Source organism: Pseudomonas fulva (genome assembly GCF_023517795.1).
Classification (GTDB): domain Bacteria; phylum Pseudomonadota; class Gammaproteobacteria; order Pseudomonadales; family Pseudomonadaceae; genus Aquipseudomonas; species Aquipseudomonas fulva_D.
In genome coordinates, this window is sequence record NZ_CP082928.1 from 1,712,423 (window position 1) to 1,728,239 (window position 15,817).

A 15,817-nucleotide genomic window follows, 5' to 3' on the forward strand; every position below is an offset into this window, starting at 1 on the left:
CATCTGGCCGGTTTGATACGCGCTCCTTACAACCGCCACTCACCACGCCGGCAGTCGATTCTTGACGATGCGCCCGCCCTGCAAGATCGCATCGAGCCGCTCCCCCTGACCCACCAAGCAATCGATGGACGAGAGCGGGTCGCCGTCGACGACCAACAGGTCCGCCAGAGCCCCCTCACTGACACAACCCAGCTCGCCCTCGCGCTCGAGGATACGGGCGGCGACCACCGTGGCACTGCGCAGCGCCTCCAGATTTCCCAAGACCTCGGCACGAATACGCAGTTCCTCACCCTGATGCTCGTGCATCTCCCCCAGCAGGTCAGAGCCATAGCCCATCGGTACACCCGCCTCGGCGAAATATTCCAACGCGCGCCGGCCGGCAACCCGTACATCCTCAACCTTGGCCACCGAGTCCGCCGGCAGGCCGTAGCGTTTTCCATGCAGGGCAAGCATTTCGTAGGTCACCTGGGTCGGCACCGCGAAGACCTCGTGCGCCTTCATCAAACGAGCCGTATCGAGGTCGACTAGATTGCCGTGCTCGATGGTGCGTACGCCGCACTCGACCGCACGGCGAATGGCCCGTGCCGTGTAGGCATGGGCCATGACGTAGGTGTTGGCGGCGTGGGCTTCATCGACGATCGCACGAATCTCCGCTTCGCTGTATTGCGTATTGGTGATCGGATCGGTCGGCGAGGATACCCCTCCGGAGGCCATGATCTTGATCTGATTGGCGCCCTGCTGCAGCTCCTCGCGCACCGCTTTGCGCACGTTGTCGACACCGTCGACCACCCGGGCAATAGCCCCTGCACGGAAACAGCAGGTACAGGGTTCATCCAGCAACAGGTCGCCGCGGGCACGCATGTCGCCGTGGCCACCGGTCTGCGACAGCGCCTTGCCCGAGGCGAAGATCCTTGGCCCCGGCACCAGGCCCATGGCGATGGAGCGGGCCAGCGCCCAGTCCGCGCCGCCGGCGTCACGCACCGTGGTGAAGCCCCGCTCGAGCATTGCGGCGAGAATCGGCAGCGCACGGTACATGATGATGGCGTTGGGCTGCAGGGCATTGAAGCCGAGGTTGGCGCTCGAGGCCAGCACATGCACGTGACAGTCGATCAAGCCCGGCATCAGCGTACGCCCCGCCAGGTCAAGCACGGTCATCCCTTGGCTGGCGGCCTCGGGCACATTGCCTACCGCCTGCGGCCGCACCTGGACGATGCGCTCGCCCTCGATGACGACCTCCTGGCCACTGATCAATCGGCCTCGCCCAAGATCGAGAATCTTGCCGTTACGCAGGTGGATTCGCTTGCTTTCAGTCACTGTCGGTCTCCAGTTTGACGGGGCGCGTCGTGAAACAGCGAGGCGCCGAAGGCGCTGACGGCGGCGGCGAACATGATGTAGAAGGCCGGCGCCAGGTTGCTGCCAGTGGCAGCGATCAACCAGGTCACGGTGAAGGTGGCGAAACCGCCGAAGATCGTCACCGCTAAGTTGTAGGCCACGGACAGCCCGGTGGACAGCACTCGAGTCGGCAGCAGTTCGCCGAATGCAGCCAGCAGCCCACCCAGATAGCCGGCGATGAGCAGCCCCATCAGCACTTCGAAGAGCAGCAGCGACAACAGCCCCGGCCACAGGTTGATCAGGGTAAACAGGGGCAGCGCGGCGATGAAGATGGCGATCGCCGAGCCGAGCAACCAGGGCCGCTTTCCATGCCTGTCAGCCATTAGCCCCACCAGCGGGGTCGCCACCAGCAAGATCAGCCCGCCCACGATGCCAGCCGTGAATCCCACCGTGCTGGACAACTGCAGCACACGCGTCGCATAGGACGGAATGTAGAAAAGCACGGCGTAGGTGCAGACCGTCCAAAGTACCACCATTGAGAAGCTGATTAGCGTCTGCCGAGGATAAATGCTCACGACCTCTGACAGCGGCGAGTGAGCACGCTCGGCCTGTTCGTAGACTGGCGTCTCGTCTATGCGGCTACGAATGTAGAAGCCGATCGGCCCTATCAAGGAACCAAGCAGAAACGGAATGCGCCAGCCCCAGCTCTCCAGCTGTTCGGGTGTCAGCAGCGCCGAGAGGGTAGCCCCGAAACCGGCGCCAATGGCCACGGCAAGACCGATGCTGGCCTGAATCCAGCTCGAGTAGTAGGCCTTGCGCCCGACAGGCGCATGCTCGGTGAGGAAGGCCGTGGCGCTGCCCATCTCACCGCCGGCAGAGAAGCCCTGCAGCAGCCTGGCGATGACGATCAACGCCGGTGCTGCCAGGCCGATCTGCGCATAGCCGGGCGTCAGGGCGATGATCAGCGTGCCTAGCGCCATGAGTAGAATGGTTAACGACAAGGCCGCTTTGCGCCCGTGCCGATCACCGTAGACGCCCAATACGATACCGCCCACCGGGCGCATGAAGAAGCCGACACCGAAGGTGGCGAGCGCCAGCAGATAGGACGTGAGCTCATTCTCGCTGGGAAAGAAGACCTTGGCGATGACCACGGAAAAGAAGCTGTAGACGGTAAAGTCGAACCATTCGAGGCCGTTGCCGATAACGGTGGCGACGACGGCCTTGTTGGCTTGCAGATTGCGGACGGGCGGCTTTCGGCCCAGGGTGGTTGATAGGCTCATTGTTGGCTCCTGCATGCGTGACGCGCAGGAAAAAACCTTTCCTGCTACGGATGGCAGTTTTCAGAATTTGAAACAGGAACGAGGATCTTCTGCCCTCTGGCACAAGAGAATAGAGCCAGGCGAACCTAGTGGGAAAACGTTGATTGAGAAGATTTGCATGCGCATGACGCATGCAACGGATTGTCAGCTCGGAAAACCCAGCACATCCAGCAGCCAGGACTCGAAACGCCGGGCGGCGCGGCTGGGCACTCGTCCGCCCGGCCATAGCAGGTGATACCCCCCCTGCCCCTCGACGCGCTCCCGGCAGGCCGGCACCAGCGCACCGGACGCCAGATGACCGTCGATCATCGGGCTCCAGCCCAGCACCACGCCGTGCCCGGCCACCGCCAGATCGACGAGAATCGGGTAATGACTGACGGTCAGTCGTTGGCGGATCGCGGCCGACTCACAGCCCAACCGGGCAAACCACTCCTGCCAGGACAGCCATTGCCGCTGACCGTCCTCTATCATCAGCAAGCGCTCCTCCAGAAGCGCCTCGGGGCTCAGTAGGCCTTGGCGCAGGTAAGCTGGCGAGCAGTACGCCCCCACCGACTCTTCAAACAACAGCCGCCCGTCCAGCCCGGTCGGCAGTGGGTTACGCAGGAAGTACACAGCCAGGTCGAACTCCGGCTTGAGCAGGGAGTCGAGGCTGTCGAGTACCCGCAAGCGCACTTCGACATTGGGGAATGCCTCGGCGAAGCGGCCCACCAAAGGGCCGAGCCAAAGCGCCGCGACGCCAGACGAGCACGCCAGTACCAGTTCCTGCTCACCGCTGTGAGCCATGACCTCGGCGGTCGAGTCGGCCAGCGCCGCGAGCAAGCGATGAATCTGTTCGGCATAATGCTGGCCAGCCACAGTGAGCAGGATGCGTTTGTGCTGACGACGGAACAACGCCCGCCCAAGGAAACTTTCCAGCCCGGCGACCTGCCGACTCACCGCACTTTGCGTGAGGTTCAACTCAACCGCCGCGCGGGTGAAGCTGCCATGGCGCACCGTGGTCTCGAAAGCGATCAGATTCTGCAGTGGAGGCAGGGGCTCGATACGCATCGCATTGACCTGTACGGAAGGGGGAGACCGACAGTCTAACGCAAGCAAATACCGTAGCCCTGCCGGGCAAAAAAGACGTGTGTTGGTGCAGCAGCGCTCATTCACCAATGGCGCAACCCGCTCGCACCTCTACAAGAACGCGCCCGCGCCCGGTAGGGTGAACCGGAAAGCGCAGTCAACGCTCTTTTTGCCCACCGTTCCCACAATCGCAAAGGTGGATGATAACGGCGTCAGCTGGCCCCGATCCACTCTGAGTCCACTTGTGTCTTGAACCCGCGCTTAACGTGGAACCACGGGCTTCTTCAGCGGTTTCCTGCCCTTGCCTCTACCAGCTCCTGCCCGCTCGCGGGCGGCCTGCTGGTTGCGTGCCTCGGCCGCCGCCTTGGCCTGTTCGCGCTTATCCCAGGGCTTGCTGCCGTCACTGCCACGCGGTGGCAGGCCGGTGTGCTGGGTAAGGATGCGGCCACCTGCAGGCTTGCCTGTCCCGCCGACCTTCTTGCTGCCCGCCGGCGTGGAGTTCTTGCGACGCGCGCTCTGGTACTCGTCGGCCTTGGGCTGGTAGGTCGGGATCAACTGGTGCTTGCCGTTGCCGATCAGGTCGGCACGGCCCATGCGTTCCAGGGCCTCGCGCAGCAGCGGCCAGCCTTTCGGGTCGTGGTAGCGCAGGAACGCCTTGTGCAGACGACGCTGCTGCTCGCTCTTGACGATCTCCACGCCATCGCTCTTGTAGGTGACCTTGCGCAGCGGGTTCTTGCCCGAGTGGTACATGGCCGTGGCGGTGGCCATCGGCGACGGGTAGAACGCCTGCACCTGGTCGGCGCGGAAGCCGTTGCGCTTGAGCCACAGGGCGAGGTTCATCATGTCCTCGTCGGTGGTGCCCGGGTGCGCGGCGATGAAGTAGGGGATCAGGTACTGCTCCTTGCCCGCCTCCTTCGAGTACTTCTCGAACATGCGCTTGAAGGTGTCGTAGCTGCCGATGCCCGGCTTCATCATCTTGTCCAGCGGGCCGCGCTCGGTGTGCTCCGGGGCGATCTTCAAGTAGCCGCCGACATGGTGGGTGACCAGTTCCTTGACGTACTCCGGGGACTCCACGGCCAGGTCGTAGCGCAGGCCCGAAGCGATCAGGATCTTTTTCACCCCCGGCAGCGCCCGTGCCTTGCGGTACAGCTCGATCAGCGACGAGTGATCGGTGTTGAGGTTCTCGCAGATGCCGGGGAACACGCAGGACGGCTTGCGGCAGTGCTTCTCGATCTCCGAGTCCTTGCAGGCGATGCGGTACATGTTGGCGGTCGGCCCGCCGAGGTCGGAGACCACGCCGGTGAAGCCCGGCACCTTGTCACGCATCTCCTCGATCTCGCGGATGATCGACTCGTGGGAGCGGTTCTGGATGATCCGGCCCTCGTGCTCGGTGATCGAGCAGAAGGTGCAGCCACCGAAGCAGCCACGCATGATGTTCACCGAGAAGCGGATCATGTCGTAGGCCGGGATCTTCTCCTTGCCATAGGCCGGGTGCGGCACGCGCGCATAGGGCATGCCGAACACGTAGTCCATTTCCTCGGTGGTCATGGGGATGGGTGGTGGGTTGAACCAGACGTCCACCTCACCATGCTTCTGCACCAGCGCGCGGGCGTTGCCCGGGTTGGTTTCCAGGTGCAGCACGCGGTTGGCATGGGCGTAGAGCACCGGGTCGTTGCGCACCTTCTCGAAGGACGGCAGGCGAATCACCGTCCTCTCGCGCTCCAGGCGCGGGTGCGAAAGCAGCTGGACGACCTTGGCCTCGTTGGGATCCTCGACGGCACCGGAGCCGGCCGCACCCTTCTCCTGCTCGATGGCGCAGGCTTCGGTGTCCTGGGTGTTCACGTAGGGGTTGATGATCTTGTCGACCCGGCCCGGACGGTCGATGCGCGTGGAATCCAGCTCGAACCAGTCCGCTGGCGTGTCGCGGCGGATGAACGCCGTGCCACGGATGTCGGAAATGTCCTCGATCTTCTGCCCGTAGGCCAGGCGCTGGGCGATCTCCACCACGGCACGCTCGGCGTTGCCATAGAGCAGGATGTCGGCGGTGGCGTCCATCAGGATGGAGCGGCGCACCTTGTCCTGCCAGTAATCGTAGTGGGCGATGCGGCGCAGCGACGCCTCGATGCCGCCAAGCACCACCGGCACATGGCTGTAGGCTTCCTTGCAGCGCTGGCTGTACACCAGGCTGGCGCGATCCGGACGCTTGCCGGCCAGGCCGCCAGGGGTGTAGGCGTCGTCGGAACGGATCTTCTTGTCCGCGGTGTAGCGGTTGATCATCGAATCCATGTTGCCGGCCGCCACGCCGAAGAACAGGTTCGGCTGGCCGAGCTTCATGAAGTCGTCTTTGGACTGCCAGTTCGGCTGGGCGATTATGCCCACGCGAAAGCCCTGGGCTTCCAGCAGACGGCCGATGATCGCCATGCCGAACGAGGGATGGTCGACGTAGGCATCACCGGTGACGATGATGATGTCGCACGAATCCCAGCCGAGCTGATCCATCTCCGACCGGCTCATCGGCAGGAACGGCGCCGGGCCGAAACACTCGGCCCAGTATTTGGGATAGTCGAACAGCGGCTTGGCGGCTTGCATGGCGGTAACCGTTTTTGATCAGGAATTTCACGGGGCGCGGAATATAGCACAAATTTTAACCAAACCCGACTGCTGCGCTAGGTTGTACCGGGCATCCGATAGCAGGTAACGCGCCTCGCTTTGCTCATCTAAAAGCACGCGTTCAGTGTAAGCTCAGGCTTACACAAAAAGACCCCGCCTGTCTCCAGGAGCCCCGCTTGCAGCGCCTAGCCATATTCCTGTCGCAGATACTGATCCTGGCGACCATGAGCCTGTCGGCCCACGCCGACGGCATCAGCCTGACGGCGACCAGCAGCGGGCAGAGTCTGAACGGGCACATCGAGCTGCTCGAAGACCCGGGCGCGAAGCTGAGCATCGAACAGCTGGGCGACCCCGCCGTGCAGCAGCGCTTCGTGCCAGCCCAGGGCAAGGCCAGCGTCGGCCAGAGCGCCAACCCCTGGTGGATCAAGGTGACCCTGAACGCCGCCGCGGATGCCCCACGCCAGTGGTGGCTGGAGATCGCTTCGGTCACCCTGCTCGACCTGCAGCTGTATCTGCCCGATGGCCAGGGGGGCTGGCACAAGCGCCAGTCCGGGGAAACGGTAGGTTTCGCCGAGGGCCGTGATCATCCGCACCGGCGCATGCTGCTGCGCCTTCCCGAGCTGGGCGAACAGCCGCTCACCTTCTACCTGCGCACCTACGACCCGGCCGGCAACTCCTTCCCGCTGAAGGTATGGCAACTTGCCGACCTGAAAACCCAGGTGGCGACCGAAAACCTCTGGCTTGGCCTGATCTACGGGGTGATCACCGCACTGCTGCTGTACAACCTGTTCCTGTTCCTGGCGCTGCGCGACAGCGCCTACTTCTGGTACGTGGTCACCACCACCGGCGCGCTGCTGATGATTCTCGGCATGACCGGTCACGGCTTCCAGTACCTGTGGCCCGACTCGGCGGTGCCCTTCTGGCTGGACCGTATCAGCGTGCCGGCACTGTGGGGGTTCGGTGCCTGCCGCTTCACCCAGAAGCTGCTGCAAACCCGCCGTCACACCCCCTGGGCCCACCACCTGCTGACCCTGAGCTGCGCGCTCTATCTGCTGGCGGTACTCGCCGATGCGTTCGGCCTGCGCGCGGTCGGCGCCTGGATTTTCGTCCTGCTGGCGATTACCACCATTCCCACCGCCCTGTGGGCCTCGCTGAAGCGCTGGCGCCAGGGCTACTTTCCGGCGTGCCTGTACTTCTGCGGGTACGGCACGATCCTGGCCAGCGTCAACCTGCTGCTGCTGCGCGCCACCGGCGTCATCCAGCCGGCGGCGTGGAACAGCTACGTGTTTCCGGTCGCCGTGGCGCTGGAGTCGATCCTGTTCTCGTTCGCCCTCGCCTACCGCATCCAGCTGCTGAAGAACCAGCGAGCCGAAGCGCTGCAGCGCGCCGATGAGGAAAAAGGCGCCCGCCTGGCCCAGGTGCAGGCCAGTGCCGATGAACTGCAGCTGGCCGTGGATCGGCGCACCGCCGAGTTGAAAAACGCCAACCTGCAGCTCTTCCAGCAGAAACAGGAGCTGCGCCATGCGGCCTTTCACGATGCCCTGACCGACCTGCCCAACCGCCGTCATCTGGTGGAACAGTGCGAGAGCGCCTTGCGCGGGGCGCGGCACAGCGATGAAAACCTGGCATTGCTGCTGATCGACCTGGATCACTTCAAGCCGATCAATGACCAGCATGGCCACGACGCCGGCGACCTGTTGCTGCAGCACATCGGCAAGCGCCTGCGCGAGCACGTACGCGGCAGCGATACGGTGGCACGCCTGGGTGGGGATGAATTCGCGGTACTGATTGGCGGTGCCGATGCCCGGCACTACGCCGGGGATGTCGCCGAGCGCCTGCTCGCCGAGCTGGCCCGGCCGGTGGACTACGCCGGCCACGCCCTGAACGTCAGCATCAGTATCGGCGCGGCGTTCTACCCCCAGCATGCCGAGCAGTTCGCCGGCCTCTACAAGGCCGCCGACCAGGCGCTCTATCAGGCCAAGGCCGCCGGCCGCTCGGGCTACGCGGTGTTCCAGCCGGCGGCAGGCTGAGGCGTCACTCGTCGTCGAACTGGTAGCTGCCGGGCGCCAGGTTCTCGAAACGCGAGTATTTGCCGAGGAAGGCCAGGCGCGCGGTACCCAGGGGGCCGTTACGCTGCTTGCCGATGATGATTTCGGCCACGCCCTTGTACTCGGTTTCCGGGTGGTAGACCTCGTCGCGGTAGACGAAAAGAATGATGTCGGCGTCCTGCTCGATCGCCCCGGATTCACGCAAGTCGGAGTTGATCGGGCGCTTGTTGGGCCGCTGCTCCAGACCCCGGTTGAGCTGCGACAGGGCGATCACCGGGCAGTTGAACTCCTTGGCCAGCGCCTTGAGCGAGCGGGAGATCTCGGAAATCTCGTTGACCCGGCTGTCGCCGCTGGAACCGGGAATCTGCATCAGCTGCAGGTAGTCGACCATGATCAGGCCGATTTCGCCGTGCTCACGGGCCAGGCGCCGGGTGCGCGCACGCATCTCGCTCGGCGAGATACCGGCGGTGTCGTCGATGAACAGCTTGCGGTCGTTGAGCAGGTTGACCGCCGAGGTCAGTCGCGGCCAGTCGTCATCATCCAGGCGACCGGCACGCACCTTGGTCTGGTCGATGCGGCCGAGGGAGGCCAGCATACGAATCACGATGGATTCGGAAGGCATCTCCAGGGAATACACCAGGATCGACTTGTCGCTGCGCATCAGCGCGTTTTCCACCAGGTTCATGGCGAAGGTGGTCTTACCCATGGACGGACGGCCGGCGACGATGATCATGTCGGCCGGCTGCAGGCCGCTGGTCAGGTTGTCCAGGTCGGTGAAGCCGGTGGACAGGCCGGTGATCGCGTCGCCGTTGTTGAACAGCTCGTCGATGCGGTCGATGGCCTTGACCAGGATATCGTTGATGCCCACCGGGCCGCCGGTCTTGGGCCGCGCCTCGGCGATCTGGAAGATCAGCCGCTCGGCCTCGTCGAGGATCTCCTCACCGGTACGGCCCTCGGGCGCATAGGCGCTATCGGCGATCTCGTTGCTGATGCCGATCAGTTTGCGCAGGGTGGCGCGCTCGCGAATGATGCCCGCGTAGGCCTTGATGTTGGCCACCGACGGGGTGTTCTTGGCCAGCTCGCCCAGGTACGCCAGGCCGCCGACCTGGGACAGCTGACCTTCCTTGTCCAGCTGTTCGGACAGGGTGACCACGTCGAACGGCTGGTTGCGCTCGGCGAGCTTGAAGATGGCGCGAAAGACCAGGCGATGGTCATGGCGATAGAAATCGCCGTCGGACACCTGATCCAGCACGCGCTCCCAGGCGTTGTTGTCGAGCATCAGACCACCGAGCACCGCCTGCTCGGCCTCGATCGAGTGCGGCGGCACTTTCAGGGCAGCGGTTTGCAGGTCGTACTGTTCGGGGATGCTGATGTCGTTCATGGGCGCCTGGAAAGAATGCTTGCGGAGAAAAACAAAGGGCACGGTATCGCTTTCGCAATACCGTGCCCGATGTTAGCGGGAAGGCACCTGAGTGCAAACCCGCTAAGCAGTTCGCTGAGACTTAAGCAGCTACTACAACAACCTTGACGGTCGCTTCGACATCGCTGTGCAGGTGCACGGCTACGTCGTATTCGCCAACCTGGCGAATGGTGCCGTTCGGCAGACGCACTTCGGCTTTGGCCACTTCAACGCCGGAGGCGGTCAGGGCGTCAGCGATGTCATGGGTGCCGATGGAACCGAACAGCTTGCCTTCATCGCCAGCGGTAGCGGTGATGGTGACTTCCAGCTCGGCCAGCTGAGCAGCGCGGGATTCAGCCGAAGCTTTCTTCTCGGCAGCGGCTTTTTCCAGGTCAGCGCGACGCGCTTCGAAAGCAGCGACGTTGGCTTCGGTGGCAGCGGTAGCTTTGCCTTGCGGCAGCAGGAAGTTACGGCCGTAACCGGCTTTAACGTTCACTTTATCGCCCAGGTTGCCCAGGTTGGCGATTTTTTCCAGCAGGATGACTTCCATTTGGGTGTTACCTCTTAACTTTTAACCTTCACCGTTGGCGGGACCCGAACCGGGCTTGTCCGCCAGACGACCACGAAAATCAAACAGACTGTCGACGATGGCTAACACCACCAGCAAGGGAAAGATCAGCTGCATGAACAGCAACAGCGTGATGTACAGTCCGACCAGCCAGAACTTCGACAGTCGGCCCTTGGCCACCAGCCCGTGCAACAGGGCGATGGCCGCGAATGCCAGCGGAACACTGCACAACGGCGTGAGCATGGCCATCTCGACACCCAGATTGGGCCCGAGCAGCATGCCGACCAGCAGCAACATCGCCAGCATCGGCGGAAATCTCAGCTCACGGAATTCCGCGCCGAAACCTCCCGGGTTGTACAACGCCGCCTGCCAGAATCGCCCAAGCATCAGGCTCAGCAAGCTGACCACCTGCAGCAACGCTGCCAACAATCCGGTCAGCACCGGTGCAATGAGACCCTGGAGACGCGCCTGATCGTCCACCGACATCTGTTGGTGAACGCCATCGAGCATCTGCGGCAACAGCTTGTTCAGCTCCTGCGCCATGGCTTCGATGGGCTCGCGGAACGTCGCCCCCAATACCAGTCCATACACCAGGCCCAGCGCGATGCTGAACAACAGCACCCGCCTCCAGGAAGGATTGGCGCGCAATACGCACGCCAGCCCCAGCGCGCCCAGCAGCACCAGCAAGGTGCGCGGTTCGCCGAAGTACCACCAGCCAATGGCCGGCAGCAACGCCCAGGCGAGGATGCCGATGGCATCACTCAGGCCACGCCGCAGAAGCACCAGGCATCCGGCGGCGGCACTCAACCAGAACAGCAGCGGCAAAGCTGCAGAACCGACCACCACGAGGGTGGCCTGCATACGGCCGCGCATGATGAATTCTGCCAAGGCGCGCATGCGATCTATCCCTTACTACTTGTCGAACGTCAGATCTTAACGGCCGTGGCTGTCGGTGTAGGGCAGCAGGGCCAGGAAGCGGGCGCGCTTGATAGCGGTAGCCAGCTGACGCTGATAACGAGCCTTGGTACCGGTGATACGGCTAGGAACGATTTTGCCGGTTTCCGAGATGTAGGCTTTCAAGGTGTTGAGATCCTTGAAATCGATCTCTTTCACGCCTTCAGCGGTGAAACGGCAGAATTTACGACGACGGAAGAAACGTGCCATGGGATTGGCTCCTCAATAGATCCGTGGATTACTCGTCAGCGTTGTCGCTGTCGTTGTTGTCGCTGTCATCGCCGTCGTTGGACTCGGCGTTTTCAGGACGTTCACGACGCTCACGGCGCTCACTGCGGTTTTCTTCGGCCTTGAGCATCTCGGACTGACCGGTAACGGCTTCGTCGCGACGGATGACCAGGTTACGGATCACGGCATCGTTGTAGCGGAAGTTGTCTTCCAGCTCGGCCAGGGCCTTGCCGCTGCACTCAACGTTCAGCATCACGTAGTGAGCCTTGTGAACGTTGTTGATGGCGTAGGCCAGTTGACGACGGCCCCAATCTTCCAGACGGTGGATTTTGCCGCCGTCTTCTTCGATCAGCTTGGTGTAACGCTCGACCATGCCGCCGACTTGCTCGCTCTGGTCCGGGTGAACCAGAAAGATGATTTCGTAATGACGCATGAATGCTCCTTACGGGTTGTAGCCTGCCACGAAGATGCGGTCAGGCAAGGAGTGAATGACTCTGTTGGCTTGCCGTGACGGGTGGGCGCGCAAACGCCTGCCATGACGGCAAGGGGCGACATTCTAGAGAAGCCCCCTGACGCACGCAAGGCGATTTGGCGATTTTTTGAACAGCAGCGATTTCAGGGGCAGCACGCCCAGCGCAGACGCCGGGCGATCAGGCGTGCGCTGCGGCTTTTACTTGCGGCCTGCTGCCGCAAGCCCGTGGCCGCGCCGCTGGCGCAGCGCCTCGAACAGGCAGATGCCGGTGGCGACCGACACATTGAGGCTGCTGACGCTGCCGGCCATGGGCAGCTTGACCAGGTAATCGCAGTGCTCGCGGGTCAGGCGGCGCATGCCCTTGCCTTCGGCGCCCATGATCAGCACCGTGGGGCCGGTCAGGTCCTGCTGGAACAACTCCTGCTCGGCTTCACCGGCCGTGCCGACGACCCACAGGCCGCGCTGCTGGAGTTTTTCCAGGCTGCGCGCCAGGTTGGTCACCGCCACAAGAGGAATCACCTCGGCAGCCCCACAGGCGACCTTGCGCACCACCGGGGTCAGCGTGGCCGACTTGTCCTTGGGCACGATCACCGCCAGGGCGCCCGCCGCATCGGCGGTGCGCAGGCAGGCGCCGAGGTTGTGCGGATCGGTCACGCCATCGAGCACCAGCAACAGCGGCGGGCCTTCGCAACGATCGAGCAACTCCTCGAGCATCGCCTCGCCCCACACCTGGCTCGGGCTGACTTCGGCGACCACACCCTGGTGCACGCCCTCGACCCAGGCGTCCATCTCGCGGCGCTCGCACTGGCCGACGGCGACCCGCGCCTGGCCGGCCAGCTCGAGCAGCGGCTGCACCCGTGGGTCGCTGCGGCCATCGGCCAGCCAGATCTGCTTCACCCGCTTGGGGTGATGACGCAGCAGCGCCTCGACGGCATGCACGCCGTAGATCTTTTCCAGCTGACTCATGACTTGGCCTTGCCTTTCGACGGGCCCTTGCGATGGCGACTCGGCTTGCCGCCCTTGTCGGTCGTCTTGGCGCCCTTCTTGCCGGAAGTCTTGGACTCGGCGAGCAGGGCCTTCTTCACGTCACGGCTCTTCTGGACGTCGGCGTTGCCGGCCGGCGCATTGCGCGAACCCCTGCCACCGCGGCTGTCGCTGCCGGTTTCACGGCGCTTGCGGGCGGTCGGCGCCTGCTCGACACCCTGGGCCATCTCGAAATCGATCTTGCGCTCGTCCAGGTCGACGCGCATCACCGTCACCGACACGCTGTCGCCCAGGCGATAGTTGCGGCCGCTGCGCTCACCGGCGAGGCGGTGGTGCACCGGGTCGAAGTGGTAGTAATCCGCCGGCAGCGCGGTGACATGCACCAGGCCCTCGACGTAGATGTCCTTGAGTTCGACGAACAGGCCGAAGCCGGTTACCGCCGTGATCACGCCGGGGAAGGTCTCGCCGACGCGATCCTTCATGAACTCGCACTTGAGCCAGTTGACCACGTCGCGGGTGGCTTCATCGGCACGCCGCTCGGACATCGAGCACTGCTCGCCGAGCTGCTCGAGCATCGGCTCGTCGTACGGGTAGATGCGCGCCTTGGGCATGCTGACGGCACCGGCACGCTCGACGTGCGGGGTGTCCTGCTTGGAACGGATCACACTGCGGATGGCGCGGTGGATCAGCAGGTCCGGGTAGCGGCGAATCGGCGAGGTGAAGTGCGCGTAGGCGTCGTAATTGAGGCCGAAGTGCCCCTGATTGTCGGCGCTGTAAACCGCCTGGCTGAGCGAGCGCAGCATCACGGTCTGGATCAGGTGGTAATCGTCACGCCCGCGGATGCTTTCCAGCAGTGCCTGGTAGTCCTTGGGCGACGGGCCGTCCTTGGACTTGCCACGGTGCAGGGACAGGCCCAGCTCGCCGAGGAAGGCCTTGAGTTTCTCCAGGCGCTCCGGCGGCGGGCCGTCGTGTACGCGGTACAGCGCCGGAATGCCGTGCTTCTGCATGAACGCCGCGGTGGCCACGTTGGCGGCCAGCATGCACTCCTCGATCAGCTTGTGGGCATCGTTGCGCTGGGTCGGGCGGATTTCCGCGATCTTGCGGCCCGAGCCGAAGATGATGCGGGTTTCCTGGGTTTCGAAGTCGATGGCGCCGCGCTCGTGGCGCGCGGTGAGCAGCACCTGATAGAGCGAATAGAGTTGCTTGAGGTGCGGCAGCACCTCCTTGTACTCGTTGCGCAGGGCCTTGCCTTCGCTGCTCTTGGGCTGCTCGAGCATGGCGCTGACCTTGTTGTAGGTCAGGCGCGCGTGGGAGTGGATCACCGCCTCGTAGAACTTGTAGTCGGTCATCTTGCCGGTCTTGGAGATCGAGATCTCGCAGACCATGGCCAGGCGGTCGACCTTGGGGTTCAGCGAGCACAGGCCGTTGGACAGCTCCTCCGGCAGCATGGGAATGACCCGCTCCGGGAAATACACCGAGTTGCCGCGCACCTGGGCCTCGGCATCCAGCGCCGAACCGACCTTCACGTAATGGGAAACGTCGGCGATGGCCACGTAGAGCTTCCAGCCACCGGAGAACAGCCGCCAGTTGCTGCCGTTCTTCTCGCAATACACCGCGTCGTCGAAGTCCCGGGCATCCTCACCGTCGATGGTGACGAAGGGGATATGGCGCATGTCGACGCGGTTCTCCTTGTCCTTTTCCTCGACCTCGGGCTTGAGCTTGCGGGCTTCCTTGAGCACCGCCTCGGGCCAGACGTGGGGGATGTCGTAGCTGCGCAGCGCCACGTCGATTTCCATGCCCGGCGCCATGTAGTTGCCGACCACTTCGGTCACGTCGCCCTGGGGCTGGAAGCGCGGCGTCGGCCAATGGGTGATCGTCACTTCGACGAACTGGCCCTGCTTGGCGCCGCCATTGCGGCCAGCGGTAACCAGCACTTCCTGCTGGATCTTCGGGTTGTCGGGAATCACGAAGCCGATGCCGCTCTCTTCGTAGTAACGACCGACGATGGTCTCGTGACCACGGGAGATCACCTCGACGATGGCGCCTTCGCGACGACCGCGCCGGTCGAAGCCGGATACCCGCGCCAGCGCGCGGTCGCCATCGAATACCAGGCGCATCTGCGCCGGGCTGAGGAACAGGTCGTCGCTGCCGTCATCGGGCACCAGGAAGCCGAAGCCGTCGCGGTGACCGCTGACCCGGCCGAGGATCAGGTCCAGCTTGTCCACCGGGGCATAGGTGCCGCGGCGGGTGTAGATCAGTTGACCGTCGCGCTCCATGGCGCGCAGCCGGCGGCGCAGGGCTTCGATCTGCTCGTCGGTGGTCAGCCCGAATTCGTCGAGCAGTTCCTCGCGACTGGCGGGCGAGCCGCGATCAGCCAGCTGCTGAAGAATCAGCTCGCGGCTGGGGATGGGGTTGTCATACTTTTCCGCTTCTCGAGCGGCCTCGGGATCGAGGGATTGCCAATCGGCCATTAGAAACTGTTCACCTTATCTATAGAGTCGGTTTTTGCCATGTGTGTATTGAAGCGCGAAAGCGCCCTCCGGGTCAGCTTTCGCCGAGAATAATTTTTCGACGTCAGGGGTTTACAAGGTAAAAGCACGACCGTATAGTTCGCGCCCACAGCGTCGAGCAGACGTTGTAACACGGAACAGATGAGCAATCATCAGTTTCAGTGCCCAGGTGGCGGAATTGGTAGACGCGCTGGTTTCAGGTATCAGTGATCGCAAGATCGTGGAAGTTCGAGTCTTCTCCTGGGCACCAAATTTCGTGAAGCAGCTTGATAACCTGCTTTGCAAATAACGGACGTAATGATCCGTACCGGCAACGGTGAACATTACT

Annotated in this window: 12 protein-coding genes and 1 tRNA gene; 2 read left to right on the forward strand and 11 right to left on the reverse strand. The window is 63.4% G+C overall.

Annotated features, from left to right (window positions below; genetic code table 11):
* Nucleotides 1–39: 39 nt before the first annotated feature.
* The 4 genes from K8U54_RS07700 to K8U54_RS07715 all read right to left on the reverse strand — a co-directional run bounded on the left by K8U54_RS07700 (nucleotide 40) and on the right by K8U54_RS07715 (nucleotide 6,305).
* Nucleotides 40–1,314 (reverse strand): metal-dependent hydrolase family protein, encoded by a 1,275-nt coding sequence (locus K8U54_RS07700; protein WP_249909582.1) that lies wholly within the window; start codon nucleotides 1,312–1,314, stop codon nucleotides 40–42.
* Entirely contained in the window at nucleotides 1,311–2,612 is a 1,302-nt protein-coding gene (locus tag K8U54_RS07705; protein ID WP_249909583.1) for an MFS transporter, read from the reverse strand. Before K8U54_RS07705 ends, K8U54_RS07700 begins: the two co-directional genes overlap by 4 nt.
* A gap of 183 nt (nucleotides 2,613–2,795) precedes the next feature.
* Complete coding sequence (locus tag K8U54_RS07710; protein WP_249909584.1) at nucleotides 2,796–3,698, reverse strand: LysR substrate-binding domain-containing protein; 903 nt, start codon at nucleotides 3,696–3,698, stop codon at nucleotides 2,796–2,798.
* Nucleotides 3,699–3,977: 279 nt separating this feature from the next.
* Nucleotides 3,978–6,305, reverse strand: a complete 2,328-nt coding sequence (locus K8U54_RS07715; RefSeq protein WP_249909585.1) for a YgiQ family radical SAM protein — start codon at nucleotides 6,303–6,305, stop codon at nucleotides 3,978–3,980.
* Between the two features lie 245 nt (nucleotides 6,306–6,550).
* Between K8U54_RS07715 and K8U54_RS07720 the strand changes: the two genes are divergently transcribed.
* Nucleotides 6,551–8,356, forward strand: a complete 1,806-nt coding sequence (locus tag K8U54_RS07720) for a diguanylate cyclase domain-containing protein (RefSeq protein ID WP_249910416.1) — start codon at nucleotides 6,551–6,553, stop codon at nucleotides 8,354–8,356.
* Between the two features lie 4 nt (nucleotides 8,357–8,360).
* Here the strand turns inward: K8U54_RS07720 and dnaB are convergent, their stop codons facing one another.
* The 7 genes from dnaB to rnr all read right to left on the reverse strand — a co-directional run bounded on the left by dnaB (nucleotide 8,361) and on the right by rnr (nucleotide 15,450).
* Nucleotides 8,361–9,755, reverse strand: a complete 1,395-nt coding sequence (gene dnaB, locus K8U54_RS07725; protein ID WP_075932396.1) for a replicative DNA helicase — start codon at nucleotides 9,753–9,755, stop codon at nucleotides 8,361–8,363.
* 121 nt (nucleotides 9,756–9,876) lie between these two features.
* Nucleotides 9,877–10,323, reverse strand: coding sequence for a 50S ribosomal protein L9 (gene rplI, locus K8U54_RS07730; RefSeq protein WP_073266321.1), 447 nt, complete (start codon nucleotides 10,321–10,323; stop codon nucleotides 9,877–9,879).
* 21 nt (nucleotides 10,324–10,344) lie between these two features.
* Entirely contained in the window at nucleotides 10,345–11,238 is an 894-nt protein-coding gene (locus tag K8U54_RS07735) for a hypothetical protein (protein WP_070885221.1), read from the reverse strand.
* Nucleotides 11,239–11,274: 36 nt separating this feature from the next.
* Nucleotides 11,275–11,505 carry a 30S ribosomal protein S18 gene (gene rpsR / locus K8U54_RS07740; RefSeq protein ID WP_013793173.1) on the reverse strand — a complete coding sequence of 77 codons (231 nt, stop codon included), beginning with the start codon at nucleotides 11,503–11,505 and terminating at the stop codon, nucleotides 11,275–11,277.
* 28 nt (nucleotides 11,506–11,533) lie between these two features.
* A complete protein-coding gene (gene rpsF / locus K8U54_RS07745) occupies nucleotides 11,534–11,956 on the reverse strand; it encodes a 30S ribosomal protein S6 (RefSeq protein WP_013793174.1) in 423 nt (140 codons plus the stop codon).
* Between the two features lie 237 nt (nucleotides 11,957–12,193).
* Nucleotides 12,194–12,961 (reverse strand): 23S rRNA (guanosine(2251)-2'-O)-methyltransferase RlmB, encoded by a 768-nt coding sequence (gene rlmB / locus K8U54_RS07750; RefSeq protein ID WP_249909586.1) that lies wholly within the window; start codon nucleotides 12,959–12,961, stop codon nucleotides 12,194–12,196.
* Nucleotides 12,958–15,450, reverse strand: coding sequence for a ribonuclease R (gene rnr / locus K8U54_RS07755; protein WP_249909587.1), 2,493 nt, complete (start codon nucleotides 15,448–15,450; stop codon nucleotides 12,958–12,960). The genes rlmB and rnr overlap by 4 nt, the downstream gene beginning before the upstream one ends.
* Before the next feature lie 202 nt (nucleotides 15,451–15,652).
* Between rnr and K8U54_RS07760 the strand changes: the two genes are divergently transcribed.
* A tRNA-Leu gene (locus tag K8U54_RS07760) sits at nucleotides 15,653–15,739 on the forward strand.
* Nucleotides 15,740–15,817 lie beyond the last annotated feature (78 nt).